Source organism: Hyphomonas sp. CACIAM 19H1 (assembly GCF_003325995.1).
GTDB lineage: Bacteria > Pseudomonadota > Alphaproteobacteria > Caulobacterales > Hyphomonadaceae > Hyphomonas > Hyphomonas polymorpha.
Genome location: NZ_CP016437.1, coordinates 1,161,824 through 1,178,012 on the forward strand (window position 1 = coordinate 1,161,824; position 16,189 = coordinate 1,178,012).

At 62.5% G+C, this 16,189-nt stretch carries 15 protein-coding genes and 1 tRNA gene; 12 read left to right on the plus strand and 4 right to left on the minus strand.

Going from position 1 to position 16,189, the window contains the following annotated elements:
• Both thiL and BBF93_RS05595 read left to right on the plus strand, forming a co-directional pair.
• Window positions 1-954: a thiamine-phosphate kinase gene (gene thiL, locus BBF93_RS05590; RefSeq protein ID WP_114105272.1), complete on the plus strand. Its 954-nt coding sequence runs from the start codon at window positions 1-3 to the stop codon at window positions 952-954.
• A gap of 125 nt (window positions 955-1,079) precedes the next feature.
• Window positions 1,080-3,257 (plus strand): sodium-translocating pyrophosphatase, encoded by a 2,178-nt coding sequence (locus BBF93_RS05595; protein ID WP_035594435.1) that lies wholly within the window; start codon window positions 1,080-1,082, stop codon window positions 3,255-3,257.
• 341 nt (window positions 3,258-3,598) lie between these two features.
• Here BBF93_RS05595 and BBF93_RS05600 read toward each other — a convergent pair whose 3' ends face one another.
• Window positions 3,599-4,078 carry an outer membrane protein assembly factor BamE gene (locus BBF93_RS05600; RefSeq protein ID WP_035594437.1) on the minus strand — a complete coding sequence of 160 codons (480 nt, stop codon included), beginning with the start codon at window positions 4,076-4,078 and terminating at the stop codon, window positions 3,599-3,601.
• 73 nt (window positions 4,079-4,151) lie between these two features.
• Between BBF93_RS05600 and BBF93_RS05605 the strand changes: the two genes are divergently transcribed.
• From BBF93_RS05605 to BBF93_RS05625, 5 genes are all read left to right on the plus strand, one after another.
• The gene (locus BBF93_RS05605) at window positions 4,152-4,700 is read left to right on the plus strand and encodes a ubiquinol-cytochrome C chaperone family protein (RefSeq protein ID WP_114105273.1); all 549 of its coding nucleotides are present in this window, start codon (window positions 4,152-4,154) and stop codon (window positions 4,698-4,700) included.
• Between the two features lie 106 nt (window positions 4,701-4,806).
• Complete coding sequence (gene plsX, locus BBF93_RS05610; protein ID WP_051612221.1) at window positions 4,807-5,841, plus strand: phosphate acyltransferase PlsX; 1,035 nt, start codon at window positions 4,807-4,809, stop codon at window positions 5,839-5,841.
• 31 nt (window positions 5,842-5,872) lie between these two features.
• Window positions 5,873-6,844, plus strand: a complete 972-nt coding sequence (locus tag BBF93_RS05615) for a beta-ketoacyl-ACP synthase III (protein ID WP_035594443.1) — start codon at window positions 5,873-5,875, stop codon at window positions 6,842-6,844.
• Window positions 6,845-6,940: 96 nt separating this feature from the next.
• Window positions 6,941-7,234, plus strand: a complete 294-nt coding sequence (locus BBF93_RS05620) for an integration host factor subunit alpha (RefSeq protein WP_035594445.1) — start codon at window positions 6,941-6,943, stop codon at window positions 7,232-7,234.
• Window positions 7,235-7,254: 20 nt separating this feature from the next.
• Window positions 7,255-7,728 carry a MerR family transcriptional regulator gene (locus tag BBF93_RS05625; protein ID WP_035594447.1) on the plus strand — a complete coding sequence of 158 codons (474 nt, stop codon included), beginning with the start codon at window positions 7,255-7,257 and terminating at the stop codon, window positions 7,726-7,728.
• Between the two features lie 509 nt (window positions 7,729-8,237).
• On the opposite strand, the gene BBF93_RS05635 is transcribed toward BBF93_RS05625, so the two are convergent.
• Window positions 8,238-8,315 (minus strand) — tRNA-Pro (locus BBF93_RS05635).
• A 162-nt stretch (window positions 8,316-8,477) separates the two neighbouring features.
• On the opposite strand from BBF93_RS05635, the gene BBF93_RS05640 reads away from it, so the two are divergent.
• The 4 genes from BBF93_RS05640 to BBF93_RS05655 all read left to right on the plus strand — a co-directional run bounded on the left by BBF93_RS05640 (window position 8,478) and on the right by BBF93_RS05655 (window position 13,384).
• Window positions 8,478-10,127, plus strand: a complete 1,650-nt coding sequence (locus BBF93_RS05640) for a tetratricopeptide repeat protein (RefSeq protein ID WP_162786426.1) — start codon at window positions 8,478-8,480, stop codon at window positions 10,125-10,127.
• Between the two features lie 71 nt (window positions 10,128-10,198).
• The gene (msrB, locus tag BBF93_RS05645) at window positions 10,199-10,612 is read left to right on the plus strand and encodes a peptide-methionine (R)-S-oxide reductase MsrB (RefSeq protein ID WP_233349287.1); all 414 of its coding nucleotides are present in this window, start codon (window positions 10,199-10,201) and stop codon (window positions 10,610-10,612) included.
• 66 nt (window positions 10,613-10,678) lie between these two features.
• Entirely contained in the window at window positions 10,679-12,916 is a 2,238-nt protein-coding gene (locus BBF93_RS05650) for a S9 family peptidase (protein ID WP_114105276.1), read from the plus strand.
• A gap of 6 nt (window positions 12,917-12,922) precedes the next feature.
• Complete coding sequence (locus BBF93_RS05655) at window positions 12,923-13,384, plus strand: hypothetical protein (protein WP_035594455.1); 462 nt, start codon at window positions 12,923-12,925, stop codon at window positions 13,382-13,384.
• A 66-nt stretch (window positions 13,385-13,450) separates the two neighbouring features.
• On the opposite strand, the gene BBF93_RS05660 is transcribed toward BBF93_RS05655, so the two are convergent.
• Window positions 13,451-13,906 (minus strand): MaoC family dehydratase, encoded by a 456-nt coding sequence (locus BBF93_RS05660; protein WP_035594458.1) that lies wholly within the window; start codon window positions 13,904-13,906, stop codon window positions 13,451-13,453.
• A gap of 136 nt (window positions 13,907-14,042) precedes the next feature.
• Here BBF93_RS05660 and BBF93_RS05665 point away from each other — a divergent pair, with 136 nt between their 5' ends.
• Window positions 14,043-14,402, plus strand: a complete 360-nt coding sequence (locus BBF93_RS05665; protein ID WP_114107007.1) for a DUF4870 domain-containing protein — start codon at window positions 14,043-14,045, stop codon at window positions 14,400-14,402.
• 64 nt (window positions 14,403-14,466) lie between these two features.
• On the opposite strand, the gene BBF93_RS05670 is transcribed toward BBF93_RS05665, so the two are convergent.
• The gene (locus tag BBF93_RS05670; RefSeq protein ID WP_114105277.1) at window positions 14,467-16,014 is read right to left on the minus strand and encodes an acyl-CoA synthetase; all 1,548 of its coding nucleotides are present in this window, start codon (window positions 16,012-16,014) and stop codon (window positions 14,467-14,469) included.
• Window positions 16,015-16,189 lie beyond the last annotated feature (175 nt).

Consider the following 16,189-nt stretch of genomic DNA (forward strand, 5'->3'; position numbering starts at 1 on the left):
ATGGCCGAGAAGGACTGGATCCGCCGTTATTTCGCGCCGCTGGCAAAGGCGCCGGGCGCGGCGGGACTGACTGACGATACCGCCGAACTTTCAAAGGGTTATGGCCCCCTGATCGCCACTGTCGATGCGATGGTGGAGGGGGTACACTTTTTTTCCGATGACCCGATCGAGACCGTTGCGCGCAAGCTGGTGCGCGTGAATGTGTCGGATATTCTGGGCTCTGGCGCGCGGCCACGGGAGGCGCTGCTGACCCTGGGATGGCCCCAGGCGGGGCGCGATCCCGGACAGATCCGGACATTTTCGGACAGTTTGGGAACAGAGCTGGACAGATGGGGCATCCTTCTGGCCGGGGGCGACACCGTTATCACGCCGGGCGGCCTGTTCCTGTCGCTGACCCTGACGGGCGAGTGCCTCGGCCCTGCGCCCGTGCGCCGGGGTGGGGGCAGGCCGGGGGATGAGGTCTGGGTGACCGGCGAGATCGGCGCGGCGCGGCGCGGGTATCTCTGGAAGACGGAAGGCCGGGACGAGGCGCGCTGGCTGAGCGCGCTGCAGGCACCTGACCTGCCACCCCTGGAGGCAGGAAATCTCATCGCCAGCCATGCCAGCGCGGCGATGGACGTTTCTGACGGGCTGCTGGGGGATCTGGCGAGCCTGGCGGCGGCGAGCGGGCTGGCGGCGCAAATCGAGCTTGAGCGGGTTCCGTTTGCCGGCAGGGCAACAAGCCTTGTGGAAATGTTGGACCTTGCCTCCTGGGGCGATGACTATCAGCTGCTGTTCGCGGCAAGCCCGCAATCCTCTGGATTTATTGGAAATTCCGGTTTCAAGGTGACCCGGGTCGGGCGATTGACCGAAGGGGCGGGGCTGAGCGCCACGGTCTGTGGAAAACCTGTTAACTTACCGGAAACCCTCGCCTTCGAGCATGGCCGAGTCGGACAGCCTCCCGCTCGCTCCTGACGCGATGCATCTTGCGCGCGTCCGGCGCGGCTGGCAGGCAAGACAGTCTAAGAAGAAAAAGGAAACCGGACCGGGGTATAACCCGGCTGAGTTTCACTCTCGGGGAACGCAAGGAGGAAACCCTAATGACATGGTACGCGCTCGCGCTTGGTGCGGGTATATTATCGGTTCTGTACGGCTGGGTTCAGATCCAGTCGATCATGAAAGCCCCAGCGGGCAATGCCCGGATGCTGGAAATTGCGGCCGCCATTCAGGAAGGCGCCAACGCCTATCTGAAGCGCCAATACCGCACCATCGGCATCGTCGGCGTGGTCGTCGCGATTGCGCTGGTGATCCTGCTGAGCTGGAAGGCGGCGGTTGGTTTCGTGATCGGCGCGGTGCTTTCGGGCGCGGCCGGTTATATCGGCATGCTGGTTTCGGTGCGCGCCAACGTGCGCACGACGGAAGCTTCGCGTCAGGGCCTGAATGCGGGCCTGCAGATGGCGTTCAAATCCGGCGCGGTGACCGGGATGCTTGTGGTTGGCCTCGCGCTGATCGGCATCGTTGGCTATTACGGCCTGCTGACCGGCCCGATGGGGCTGAGCCTGAGCGATGAAGGCCAGAAGCGGGAGATCATCGACTCGCTGGTGGCGCTCGGCTTCGGCGCTTCGCTTATTTCGATCTTCGCCCGTCTCGGCGGCGGCATCTTCACCAAGGGTGCAGATGTCGGCGGTGACATGGTGGGCAAGGTGGAAGCCGGCATCCCCGAAGACGATCCGCGCAACCCGGCAACCATTGCCGACAACGTGGGCGACAATGTGGGCGACTGCGCCGGCATGGCGGCTGACCTGTTCGAGACCTATGCAGTGACCCTGGTTGCCACGATGGTTCTGGGCGGGATCTATTTTGCGGCCACGCCCTACATCGCCGAAATCATGATGCTGCCTCTCGCCATCGGCGCGGTCTGCATTGTCACGTCCATCATCGGCACCTTCTTTGCCAACCTGTCGAAGGGGTCCACCAATGTCATGGGCGCGCTCTACAAGGCGCTTAACGTGACGGGCGTGCTGTCCATCGGCGGCCTGGCGCTTGCGATCCATACCGTTCTTCCGGGCGGTCTTGGCGGCACGCTGGAGGGCGCTGGCGCGCTGCTCGGCCTTGTTGACCCGGTCACCGGCGAAGCAGCCCAGATCACGGGCTGGAAGCTGTTTGCCTGCGGTGTGGCCGGTCTCTTCGTGACGCTGCTGATCGTGGTTGTCACGGCTTACTATACCGAGACGAAGTACCGCCCGGTGCGCTCCATCGCGAAAGCGTCGGAGTCGGGCCACGGTACCAACGTCATCCAGGGGCTTGCCGTTTCGCTTGAAGCGACCGCCCTGCCGGCCATGATCATCATTGGCGGCATCCTGCTGACCTACAACCTGGCGGGTCTTTACGGCATTGCCATTGCCACCACGACGATGTTGGCGCTGGCCGGCATGATCGTGGCGCTCGACGCATTTGGTCCGGTGACGGACAATGCGGGCGGCATCGCCGAAATGTCGGAGCTGCCTTCGGATGTCCGTACAACGACGGATGCGCTGGACGCAGTGGGCAACACGACCAAGGCTGTCACCAAGGGCTATGCGATCGGCTCTGCCGGTCTTGGCGCACTGGTGCTGTTTGCGGCGTATGCAGAAGATCTGAATTACTTTGCCGCCCGCGCGACAGAGGGATCTTTCTTCTACGGGATCAATGTCGATTTCTCGATTGCCAATCCCTATGTCGTGGTTGGCCTTCTGTTCGGCGGTCTTCTGCCATTCCTCTTCGGCGGTATGTCGATGATGGCTGTGGGCCGCGCGGCCCAGGCCGTGGTGGAAGAAGTGCGCCGCCAGTTCCGCGAAATGCCGGGCATCATGAAGGGCGAAGTGAAGCCCGATTATGGCCGCGCCGTGGATATGCTGACCCAGGCGGCGATCAAGGAAATGATCGTGCCGTCTCTGTTGCCGGTCCTCTCGCCGATCGTACTGTTCGGCGTGATCCTGCTGATTGGCGGATCGGGCGCGGCGCTGGCTTCTGTGGGAGCCATGCTGCTGGGCGTGATCGTGACGGGCCTATTCGTTGCCATCTCGATGACATCGGGCGGCGGCGCATGGGACAATGCCAAGAAGTACATCGAAGACGGCCATCATGGCGGCAAGGGCTCTGAAGCCCACAAGGCTGCTGTGACGGGCGATACGGTCGGTGATCCCTACAAGGATACGGCCGGCCCCGCCGTGAACCCGATGATCAAGATTACGAACATCGTGGCGCTTCTGATGCTGGCGGTTCTGGCCGGACACTGATTGTCAGTGGCAAAATCAACGGAAACTCCCGGGGGCAACTCCGGGAGTTTTTCTTTGTGCGGCGCACATATCGGCAAATTCTATGACGGGGTGTGACGCTTTCGATTGGGCGTGGACCCCTAGGCGACTATTCTTTTCCGACGCAGAAGCGCCGCACGTCAGAATGCGGTGCAGGGAGGTTCAGCAGGACAAACGAGGCCCCGGTAGGGGCACCGTTGACACGCCAAGCGTCAAAGGATGCCCCGGTGGCCACTGGCGGCCGCCGCTTGCCCTTTCTGAACGAAGAAGGCCGCAGCCGGGTTCCCGGTTGCGGCCTTCGGATTTCTGCAGGGGCATCAGCCTCAGCGGCGCCCGGTCGGGTTGTCGGGCGTGCGCTCATCTGAATTTGGCAGGCGCATGGCGCCCACGGTGCCGAAGATCTGTTCCCAGAAGCCGAGTTCGCGGCCACGGGTTGGGGTTTCACGCGAGGCGTAGGAGACGATCTGGCCGTCATTGACGCTGTAACGCACGACTTCGTCCACGGCGTCGTCTTCGGTGAAGCGGATGGCGACGATGCTGCGCTCAACGACTTTCGGGCGATAGAAGGCGAAACGCTCCTGAATGTCGGAGTAGTAGAACCAGACGTTCGTATCGAAGAGGCCCTCTGTGGAGGGGGAGCCGAGCTGGGCCAGGACGGTCGAACGGGTGTCTTCGCCCGGCTTGATATCGATGGGCTGGACTTCATCTGCGATATAGCCGTGGAAATCCCGCGCCGGGCTGAGGCAGGCTGTCAGCGGCAGTGCGGCAAGAAGGCCAGCGGCTACAAGGGAAAGACGCGCCATTTATGGCTCCTATAGGCTTTGACCGCAGACCTAGCGACAGGTAACCGGGCTTGGCAAGCATTGGAGTACAGGGTTGATCGCTTTTTCAGGCAGCTGGTTCCGCAGGCGCGGGGCGCTCAAAAAGGCTGTGGCAGAAGCCCATGGCCGGCTTGTGCGCGAAGCCCTGATGCCGGTCCACTACGAGACCCGCGGTGTGCCTGATACTTTCGAGGGTCGCGCGCAGATGGTGACGGTGATGACGGCGCTGGCCTGCGCACGTTTTGCCGAGGTCGGCGGACCGCTAGCGGCGGAGCTGACGGAGCGGCTGAACGCCCGGGTGCTGGATGGATTCGATGCGGCCTTCCGGGAGAAAGGCGTGGGCGACCACTCCATCGCCCGCAAGGTGCGCACATTGGCGGAAGCCCATTCGGGGTTGGGCCGGGCGCTGGTGGAGGCGCTGAAAGCAGATGATTCGCGCGAGGCGCTGGCCGAGGTGTTGCAGCGCAACGGGGTGACGCGGGCCGACACGGCAGGGGCGCTTGCAACAGCGATGCGCGCGTATCAGGCGCTGTTTGCGGGGCAGAATGACACCGAAATCCTGTCGGGCGGGTTCGCCTGTGGCGGGAGCGCGCCGGCGGTCTGAACCACAATCGGGTGTGGGCCACCGCATCTCTCCCGTTGCTTTGAGGGGCGGCGCCACTTAAACCACGCAAAAATACGCACAACGCCGTAACCGCGGTCTTTTCTCCATGCAGCGCAAACTGACGCTCTCGATTGATGCCATGGGCGGTGATGCCGCGCCGGGTGTCACCATTGACGGTACCGCCGAGTTTCTCGCGGATCGGCCGGACGCGCATGTGCTGCTGCACGGCGATGAGGCGCTGCTGGCGCCGCTGGTGGCGGCAAAGCCGGGCCTGGCGGCGAAGGTGACCATTGTTCACGCGGCCGAAAAGATCACCAGCGACATGAAACCCAGCCAGGCGCTGCGCCGGGGCAAGGGCACGTCGATGTGGAATGCCGTGGAAGCGGTGAAGGAGGGGCGGGCCGATGCGTCTGTCTCCGCCGGAAATACCGGCGCGCTGATGGCGATCTCGATGCTGCAGCTGCGCAAGATGGAGGGCGTTCACCGCCCGGCGATGACAGCGCTGTGGCCGACGCTGCGCGGGCGCACGGTGGTGCTGGATGTGGGCGCCAATGTTGAGGCCGATGCCGAGCAGCTGGTGATCTTCGCGATCATGGGCGAGGCGTTTGCCCGCGCAACGCTGGGCATCGAGCGGCCATCCGTGGGTCTGCTGAATATCGGCTCTGAAGAAATGAAGGGCCATGACGAGGTGCGCGAGGCCCATGAGCTGCTGCGCAACTCGCCGCTGAAGATGGATTATCGCGGCTTTGTCGAGGGCGATGACATCTCCGCAGGGGCGGTGGATGTCGTGGTGACCGATGGCTTCACGGGCAATGTGGCGCTGAAGACAGGCGAAGGCGTGGCGCGGATGCTGGCGAGCCGGATGCGGGAAGCGTTCACGGCAAACCTCGCATCAAAGATGGGCGCGGCACTGGCCATGGATGGCCTGAAGCGCCTGAAGGATTTCATGGACCCCAGTAATGTGAACGGCGGCGTGCTGATCGGGCTTGGCGGGGTTTCGGTGAAGAGCCATGGCGGGGCAGATGCCCGTGGGTTTGCGCGCGCCTGCGTGCTGGCCGCTGACCTGGCATTGAGTGATTACCGGACCGAGATTGCGGCCAATATGGCGCGTGTCGGCACCGGCGGTCTGGCAGCAGAGTAACGGCGCAGCGCGCCAGACGAGGATACGTAGAATGGGAAAGCGCAGCTTTATCCGTGGAACCGGCAGCTATCTGCCTGAACGTGTTCTGACGAATGACGAACTCTCCACGATGGTCGAGACCACCGATTCGTGGATCCAGGAGCGTACCGGCATCAAGAAGCGGCATATTGCGGCTGATGGCGAGCTGACCTCCGACATTGCCGTGCAGGCCGCGCGCCGGGCGCTGGACGCCGCGGGCATGAAGCCTGAAGAGATCGACCTGATCGTGCTGGCGACGACAACGCCGGACCAGACCTTCCCGGCGACGGCGACGGCCGTGCAGGCGAAGCTGGGCACCGGCCCCGGCGCGGCGTTTGACGTGCAGGCGGTGTGCTCGGGCTTCCTGTTCGCGCTGGCAACGGCAGACTCGCTGATGAAGCAGGGCCTGTTCAACAAGGCGCTGGTGATCGGCGCGGAAACATTTACCCGCATCCTCGACTGGTCTGACCGGGGCACCTGCGTGCTGTTTGGCGATGGCGGCGGCGCCGTGGTGCTGGAAGCAGTGGAGTGGGACGGGGCAGATGATGCCGGCATCATCACCCACCATATCCGCACCGACGGGACGAAATCGGACCTGCTCTATGTTGACGGGGGCGTCAGCTCCACGGGCACCATCGGCCATGTGCGGATGGAGGGGAACAAGGTGTTCAAGCATGCGGTGACCAACATCTCCGCTGCCATTGAGGCCGTTCTGTCGGAGACCGGGCTGACCTCTGATGACATCGACTGGTTCGTGCCCCACCAGGCCAACAAGCGTATCCTCGACGGGGTTGCCAAAAAGATGAGCATTCCGGAGGAGAAGGTGGTCGTTACGGTCACCGAACACGCCAATACGTCGGCGGCGTCTATCCCGCTGGCGCTGGACCATGTTGTGCGTTCGGGCCGTGCAAAACCGGGCGATCTGGTTCTGTCAGAAGCGATGGGCGGCGGGTTCTCCTGGGGCGCCAGCCTCTTCCGGCTTTGATTCGGAAGAAATCTGACACAAATTTAGCTAACGCCTCTGCTAGGAATTCGTTAAGATTGCGGGCTTAGGCTTCATTGAGAGAAACGGGCTGACAGAATGAGCGACCGTACACTTACCCGCGCTGAAGTGACTGATGCCATTGTCCGAGAAGTGGGCGTGACGCGTCAGGAATCCGCTGACCTGCTGGACAGAACGCTGGACCTGATCGGGGCGGCGCTGGAGCAGGAACAGGAAGTGAAGCTGGCACGGTTCGGGAACTTCGTGGTTCGCTCCAAGGCGGCCCGTGAAGGACGCAACCCGAAAACCGGCGAAGAGGCACCCATTGCCGCCCGCCGGGTCGTGACGTTCCGTCCCTCGCCGATGCTGAAATCGCAAGTCGGCGGAGACTAGGCAACCAAGGAGGCACCTGCATGCCGGCACTCAAGGCCCGGATCGAAAAATCAGCAGATGCCTACAGGTCCATCGGTGAAGCCGCAGCTGAACTCGGCCTGGAAACCCATGTGCTGCGGTACTGGGAAACGCGCTTTCCGAAACAGGTAAGCCCCGTGAAGCGGCCCGATGGCCGCCGCCTCTTCCGTCCGCAGGATCTCGACGCGCTGCGGGCCATCCGCATTCTGGTTCATGAGCGAGGCATGACGCTGAAGGGCGCCAAGGCCGTGCTGACCCAGCAGGGCGTTGGCGCTGTTCTGGAAGGCACTGCCGCGATCACGCCGGACGCCGCCCCCGCCGCCGGCCATGCCCGCGCCTTGCAGGAAACGCTGGCGCGTGCCTATGGCGATGTGCCGGCAACCCCGGAGGCCCGCCGCGAGCGGCTGAACGATACGCTGAATGAGCTGTCGGAGCTGAAGGCGAAACTCGACGCGCTGCGGGCGCGGCGCGCGTAGCCAGCTTTTTTGTGTTTGGGATAGCCAAGACTTTCAACGTCCTGGCAGGCGCCACGATTCCACTGATGACGCCGAGAATGGCCGAGCAATGGGCCGGGGCTTGCATCTGAGCTATCCTCTCCATACTCCCGGACGTTGGGGGTGTCGGCTTCCCGGTGCCCCCGTTATCCCACTTCCTTGGTCTGACCATTATGATGACACCGGAATTTCTGAGAGATTTTCGCAAATCGCTTGGCCTGAAGCAGGCGGACTTCGGCGCCTGGCTGGCTGCGCGTTTGGGGCAGGACCGCCCCTATGCCCCCAGCGAGATCAGCACTTGGGAGAAGGGCAACCGCCCTGTGAGCTATGCAGTACAAGCGGCGATCTACAAGCACCTCTGGGAGGGGTGCCGCTGAGGCGGCAGGGTGACTGACTTGCTGAATGAAGGTCCCGGCCCAGCGGCCGCAGGGCGGCCTTGGCCGGGATGACACCGGCAGGTCCGTCAGGTTTGGTTTTCCCGGAAAATTTCATGGTCGGAGCGAGAGGATTCGAACCTCCGACCCCTAGTCCCCCAGACTAGTGCGCTAACCGGGCTGCGCCACGCTCCGACCGAGAGGCGCTGTATATGCAAAGCGTTCCTGCGCCGCAACGCCTTATTGCGGTCAATGCCACATGGAGTTTGGAGGCGCGCGCCCCCCTGGTCAGGGGATAGGCGCGGTTCGCCATTTGACTAAGCCTGCATGGCGGAGACGCATGTGGAGGTTTCAGTCATGTTTCGTGCCCTGGTGGCTGGTCTGGTGTTTGGGGTGCTGGCCGGCGCGCCCGCGATGGCACAGGCAAACGAGGCAGACATTGCCCGCGCGGCGCAGCTTTTTCCTTCGACGCTTCCTCTGAAGGAGCGCCATGCGAAGGTAATGCAATATGCCAGTGGCCAGCTGGGAACGGCGGAGGAGCAACGCGCGGCGGGATTTGCGCTGGTGGGCCTGTGCAACGACGACCAGTATGGGCCGTCCTGCCTGCAGGTGGGGCATAGTTTCATCAGCCTGGGAGAGGCTTACGATGCCTCTGCTTATAACTATTTCGACAAGGCTTGCGGCCTGGGCGAGGGCGAGGGGTGCAGCGAGCGGGCGATCCTGGAACTTGACGGATATGCCGGGAACGCGCCCCAGCCGCAGAAGGCGCTGGCGGGGTTTCTGAAGGGGTGTGAGCTCAACAACGGCCCGGCCTGCCAGCATGCGGGCTGGTCGTATCGCGAAGGCAGCGGCGCCGCGCAGGACTTTACGGCGGCGCGCGGCGTTTATGAGAAAGGCTGCCGTCTCGATGCGGCGGAGGCTTGCTTCTATTCGGGCTTTTACAAGCGCCTGGGCAGGGGCGGCCCGGAGGACAATGCGGGCGCGTGGCAGGACTATGTGAAGGGCTGTGACCTGGGCAACGCATCGGCCTGCAACAATCTCGGCGTGATGCAGGAACATGGTGTCAGCCGGCCTGCAGATCTGGCAGGCGCGCTCGCCAGCTATGCCAAGGCCTGCGAGGGCGGAAACAAAAACGCCTGCAACAATGCCGGCATCTTTGCGCACTACGGCAAGGGCGGGCCGGTAGACCTTGCGAAGGCTGAAGCCAACTATCGCAAGAGCTGTGAGCTGGACTATGCCGAAGGCTGCTACAATCAGGCGCTGATGAGCTGGAACAGCAAGACAGACCTTCCCGCCGCGCGCCAGGCAGCAGAGAAGGCTTGCCGGACGGAGCATGTGGCGGCGTGCAATCTTGCCGGGGTCATGCAGCTCAATGGCGAGGGTGGCCCCAAGGATGTCGCTTCGGCGCTTGTGAATTACGAGTTTGCGTGCGGGAAGAATGAAGGCATTGCCTGCTCCAACCTGGGCGCCGTCAACTATTCCGGGCTGGAAGGCAATCCGGTGAATTATCCGGCAGCGCTGTCCTACTACACCAAATCCTGCGACCTGAATTATGCCGAGGGCTGCCGCAGCCTGGGGCTCGCCCATGAGAATGGCATGGGGCAGACGCCCGATCCTGTGAAAGCGTATCAGGCCTTCCAGAAGGCCTGCACCCTCGGCAGCCCGAATGGATGTCACAAGCAGGGCTTCAGCCTCTATACCGGCGCGGGCGTGGTCAGCGATCCGCAGGCGGCGCTGGTGGCTTATGGCAAAGGCTGCGACCTGAAAGTGGGAGCGTCCTGCTACAATCTGGGTCTGATGGCCTATTTCGGGCAGGCGGGGGCCATCGATAAGGCCAAGGGGCGGGACTATTACCGGCAGGCCTGCGAGCTGGGCGAAGCCGGTGGTTGTGAACGCTATGGCTGGGCGCTGCGCGATGGGGAAGGCGGGGCGTCGGATGCGGCGGGCGCAGCGGCGGCGCTGGCCAAGGCGTGTTCGCTCGGGCGGGCGTCTGCCTGCACACAATAGGGCCTAGCGCCTTTTTACCGGGGCCGGGGTGCCTTATATCGGGGGGCGAAACTTCACATGAGGAGCCTGCGATGCCCGACAACATGCCCCGGCGGGTGACCCGCACCGAGCGCGAATGGCGTGAACTGCTGACAGAGCAGGAATTTGCCGTGGGCTTTGGCGAAGGCACAGAGCGCGCCTTCACGCCTGGCAACTTTGAGAGCGAGAAGCGCAAGGGTATCTATCACTGCAAGGGTTGCGATACGCCGCTCTGGTCTTCCGAGCACAAGTTTGACTCCGGTACGGGCTGGCCCAGCTTCTGGCGGCCGATTGGCGAGGGCCTGATGGGCACCAAGACCGACTACAAGATCGGCGTGGCGCGCACCGAATGCCATTGCGCCACCTGCGGCATGCATATGGGCCACGTCTTCAATGACGGGCCGCCGCCGACGGGTATGCGCTGGTGCATCAACGGGATCGTGCTGGATTTCCGGCCTGCCGAGTAAGGAAGGGCTGGACAATTGGGGGCGGCTCGCTTCAGATATTTCGAATATCGATAAGCGGAGCCCCCCATGCGCCTTGCTGCAAATCTCGCCGGCCTGATGGCCGCCACAACCCTTTTGACTGGATGTATGACAGTGAACGAAGAGACGGACACGTCTGCGGCGCTGGTGGCAGACACGCCGGCGGCATCATGGCCGGCCCCGCCGGTGGCCCAGCGCATTGATCACGAGATCACGCAGGTCGGCCGCACGCGGAACGACCCCTATAACTGGCTGAAGGACGAGAACTGGCAGGAAGTGATGCGCGAGCCGTCGCTGCTGCGCGCCGACATCCGCGATTACCTGCTGGCAGAGAATGCCTTCACCAAGACTGTTCTGGAAGATCCGACGGCGGCGCTGCGCGAGGAGCTGTTTGCCGAGATGCGTGGGCGCATCAAGGAAGATGACAGCTCGGTTCCGGATATTGATGGTCCGTGGGCGTATTATACGCGCTTCCGTGAAGGGGGCGAGTATGCCGTGTTTGCACGCCGGCCGGCGGCGGATGCATTCAATGCGGCAGCGCCAGAGACGTTGCTGCTGGACGGTGATGCGCTGGGCGATGGGCAGGACTATTTTGCCTTTGGCGACATCGAGGTTTCCCCGGACCATAACTTCATTGCGTATGGCACGGACCTGAAAGGCAGCGAATTCTACCAGATCCGTGTAAAGAATATCGAGACGGGCGAAGATACCGGCGTCCTGATCGATAATGCTTACGGGCCGATGGAGTGGAGCAAGACCGGCAAGGCCATCTTCTGGGTAGCGCGCGATTCCAATGGCCGCCCGAACGCGGTTTACCAGCGCAGCCTGGAAAGCGGAGAGGATATGCTGATCTATGAGGAGCAGGATCCGGCTTTCTTCGTCAGTATCTCCACAACCGAGAGCGAGGAGCTGATCCTTATCAATGCGTCCGGCCATACGACGTCGGAAATCCACTGGTTCCCCTCTGATGAACTGAACCCGAAGCTGCGCACGGTTGCGCCGCGCGTGACGGACCACGAATATTCCGTGACCCAATGGGATGGTGAGTTCTACATCATCACCAATATGGATGGGGCGGTGGACTACAAGCTGATGAAGGCGCCGCTCAGCGCCACGTCGCCGGCAGAGTGGGAAGAGGTTATCCCGCATCGTCCGGGTACGCTGCTTATGGGTATCACGGCGCAGCAGGATTATCTGACGATCATGGAGCGCGAGAATGGCCTTCCGCGCATCGTGATCCAGGCGCGCGCCGATGGCTCGACCCATTCGATCAGCTTTGACGAAGCCGCTTATGAATTGCAGCTGGATGGAGGGTATGACTACAAGACGCCAATCCTGCGTTTTGATTATGCCTCGCCCACAACGCCGGATCAGGTGTACGACTATGATCTGAACACGCGGGAAAAGACCCTGCGCAAGACGCGGGAAGTGCCCTCGGGCCATAACCCCGCCGACTATGTGGTTGAGCGGATCATGGCGCCGTCTTGGGATGGGGCGGAGGTGCCGGTCACTATCCTGCGCCACAAGGATACGCCTGTGGATGGCACGGCGCCGCTGCTGCTTTACGGCTACGGCTCTTATGGCATGTCGATGCCGGCGGATTTCCGCACGGGGCGTCTCAGCCTTGTCGACCGCGGCTTCATCTATGCCATCGCCCATATCCGGGGCGGCATGGAGAAGGGCTATCAATGGTATCTGGACGGTAAGCTGGAGAAGAAGACCAATACCTTCAAGGACTTCGTGGCTGCCGGGGAATATCTCGTTGCCCAGGGCTATAGCGCCAAGGGTCGCGTGGTGGCGCATGGCGGGTCGGCCGGAGGTCTGCTGATGGGCGCTGCGGCGAACATGGATCCGGAGCTGTTCGGTGGCATCATTGCGGCTGTTCCGTTCGTGGACGTGCTGAACACGATGTCGGACGAAAGCCTGCCGCTGACGCCGCCGGAGTGGCCGGAATGGGGCAATCCGCTGACGGATGAATCTGCCTATGACACTATCCTCGCCTACAGCCCCTATGACCAGGTGAGCAACAAGCCCTATCCGGCCATGCTGATCACGGGCGGCGTGACCGATCCGCGGGTGACCTATTGGGAACCGGCGAAATGGGCTGCCAAGCTGCGTCACGAGGCGCCGGAAGCTGGCCCCTATTTCCTGCGCATCAATATGGATTCCGGGCATGGCGGCGCTTCGGGCCGGTTTGAGGGGCTCAAGGAAGTGGCCACAGAGTATGCCTTCGCACTGGCGGCAGTCGGCAAGGTAGAGAACCTGAAGATTCAGCGCGGGGAGTAGAGCCGGTTGCTCTACAGCCTCGACTGTGAGTTCAACGGTTTCGGCGGAGAGCTCATCAGCTTAGCCCTTTCGGGTGAGGCCGGTGAGCTCTACCTTTGCCGTCCGCATGCTGAGCTTGACGCGCTGGACCTGCATCCGTGGGTGGAGGAGAATGTTCTGCCGCTTCTGGATGTGAACGGGGCACGGCCCGTGGTTTTGCCCCAGGAGGCGTTCGGGCGCGCCATACAGGCCTTCCTTAAGAATGACACTGCCCCTTGCGTGATTGCGGACTGGCCCGAAGATCTGACGCATCTGATGCAATGCCTGATCCTGTCACCGGGACAGATGGTGCGGATACCGGATCTGACGCTGAAGCTGATGCAGGTGTCTTCCTGGCCGAGCGACCTGGAGGGCGCGATCCAGCATAATGCCCTGTGGGATGCGCGCGCTTTGCGGCGGGCGCTCACGCTCAATCGCGGCGAAATCTGAGAGCAAAGAAAAAGGGAGGCGAAACGCCTCCCTTTGTTTATCTGGCCATGGAGCCTGTGGGGCAAATCAGCCGTAGAGCACCGTGATCGACTCAGCGACGAGGGCCGGGCGGTCCTGGCCTTCGATCTCGACGGTGGCTTCCATCTTCATCTGCTTGCCGCCCGATTTGGCTTCGACCGACAGGCATTTCTGACGCAGGCGAACCTTGGAGTTTACAGGCACCATATTGGTGAAGCGCACTTTATCGGAGCCATAGTTGATGCCGCGGGTGACGCCTTCCACGCGGAGCACTTCGGCGCCGAGCATGGGGAGCAGCGACAGGGTGAGGAAGCCGTGGGCGATGGTGGAGCCCATCATCTGCTTGGCTTTTTCCTCGTCGACGTGGATCCATTGATGGTCGCCGGTCGCGTCAGCGAAAAGGTTGATTCGGGCCTGGTCGATGAGGTGCCAGTCGGACACGCCGACTTCCTGTCCAGCCAGGGATTCGAGATCGGCGTAGGCAATTTTGCGCGGATTGGCCATGGGATTCCTCCTTGAATGTATAAGACTTCTTGTGGCGCGGCGCGGGCCAATCTGCAAGGTTAACTGAGCGTCAACCCCAAACAGCCTAATGCGGGCTGCCGCCATGGGCGTAGCAGGGCTGACGAGGGAGGCAGAAATGGCCGAGTCGCCAACGATTTCGATTGAACCCGGTAGCCGGGGCAATGCCAACCTTATCTATTTTCTCTACATTGTGGCACCCGTCTTCTTTCAGATACTGGCGCTGGTTGGCGGGGTGATGGCCTATCTCGGCAAGGGCAAGGGAGATGCCATGATCGAGAACCACTACCGCAACCAGATCAACATCTTCTGGAAGATGCTGCTGTATTGCGTGATCTCGGGCCTGCTGACTTTCCTGCTGATCGGGCTCCTGCTCTTCCTGGCGGCGCTGGTCTGGTACATCGTGCGGATCGTGAAGGGCATGCAGGCGCTGGCCGCCGGCGAGATGGTGGAAAATCCGGATAGCTGGCTGCTGTGACGTAAAAAAAGGGCCGCATGGCTGCGGCCCTTGAATTCTGGTTTCTGATGAATCCGCCGCGCGATCAGACGATGCGGCTGTTCTTGTTGCCCCAGTAGCGGTCGCGGATGAGGCGCTTGTAGAGCTTGCCGGTCGGGTGGCGGGGCAGTTCGGGGTCGAAGTCGATGCTCTTGGGGCATTTGAGCTTCGAGAGGTTTGCCTGCGCGAAGGCCATCAGCTCGGCGGCCAGTTCCTCGGACGGCGCAATGCCGGGCATTGGCTGGACGACGGCTTTCACGGCCTCGCCGAAGTCTTCATCCGGCACGCCGATCACGGCGACATCGGCCACTTTCGGGTGGGTGATCAGAACGTTTTCGGTTTCCTGCGGATAGATGTTCACGCCGCCGGAGATGATCATGAAAGCCTTGCGGTCTGTCAGATAGAGGAAACCCTCTTCATCCAGCTTGCCGACATCGCCAAGGGACGACCAGTCGGGATGTTTGGGGTTGAGGGCGGCTTTGTTCTTTTCCGGGTCGTTGTGATAGTTCGGCGGCGTGGTGCCGGAGAAGTAGACTTGGCCTTCCTCGCCGATCGGAAGCTCGTTGCCTTCCTCGTCGCAGATGTGGACCTTGCCGTGGATGGCGCGGCCGACCGTGCCTTTGTGGGTCAGCCAGTCAGGGCTTTTCACATAAGTCATGCCGTTGCCCTCAGAGCCGGCATAGTACTCGTCGATGACCGGGCCCCACCAGGCAATCATCTGTTCCTTGACCGGGACCGGGCAGGGCGCGGCGGCGTGGATGGCGAAGGTCATGCTGGAAACGTCATACTTCTTGCGGACGTCTTCGGGCAGTTTCAGCATCTTCACAAACATGGTCGGCACGACCTGCGTGTGCGTGACCTTGTATTTCTCGACCGCCTTCAGGAAGTCTTCCGGATCGAATTTCTCCATCACGATGACGGTCGAGCCGATGCGCGTGAAGGTCATGCACCAGCGCAGCGGCGCGGCGTGGTAAAGCGGGGCGGGCGAGAGATAGACCGAGTCCGGGTTGGCGCCGGACATGGCGCGGGCAATCTGGACGAGGATGTTGTCAGCGTCGATGGGCAGGTTCCGTTCCAGCGGCGGACGGATGCCTTTCGGGCGGCCCGTGGTGCCGGAGGAGTAGAGCATGTCGGTGCCCGCCATCTCGTCAGCAACCGGTGTCTTGGGGAAGGGAGCGGCGTGCGCCTCCAGAGCGGTGAAGCCGGCAACCTCGCCATCGATGGACCAGAGGTCTGTCAGGCCGGCGGCCTTGGCCGCTTCCAAGGCAACGCCTGCCTTGTTGGCGCCCGCAATGAGCAGTTTCGAGCCAGAGTCTTCGATGATGTACTGAACTTCCGGCGCGGTCAGGCGCGAGGAGATACAGACATAGTAAAGACCGGCCCGCTGGGCGCCCCAGCAGATTTCAAAATAGCGCGGGGAGTTTTCCGCAAAAATGGCGATGGTGTCGCCCGGCTGGCAGCCAGCCGCGCGCAGGGCGTGGGCGATCTGGTTGGAGCGCTCGTCCAGTTGGCGGAACGTGATCGTTTCGCCCGATCCGGCCATGATGATGGCGGGTTTGTCGGGGTGGGTCCGCGCGTGATGACAGGGGTGCATGACGTATCTCCTCCGGGTGTGAAGCCTCGGCGCCAGGGGGCCAGCTTCAGTCTCGCGGCGGACTTTAACGACCCTTAAGGGACTGTCCACGACTGACCTAACGAGAGGGCCTGCGATTCCAGTGTCTTAGGGTCGGAGGGGCGTGCCCGGCCCCTTGCGAGGCCGGGCAGCAGAG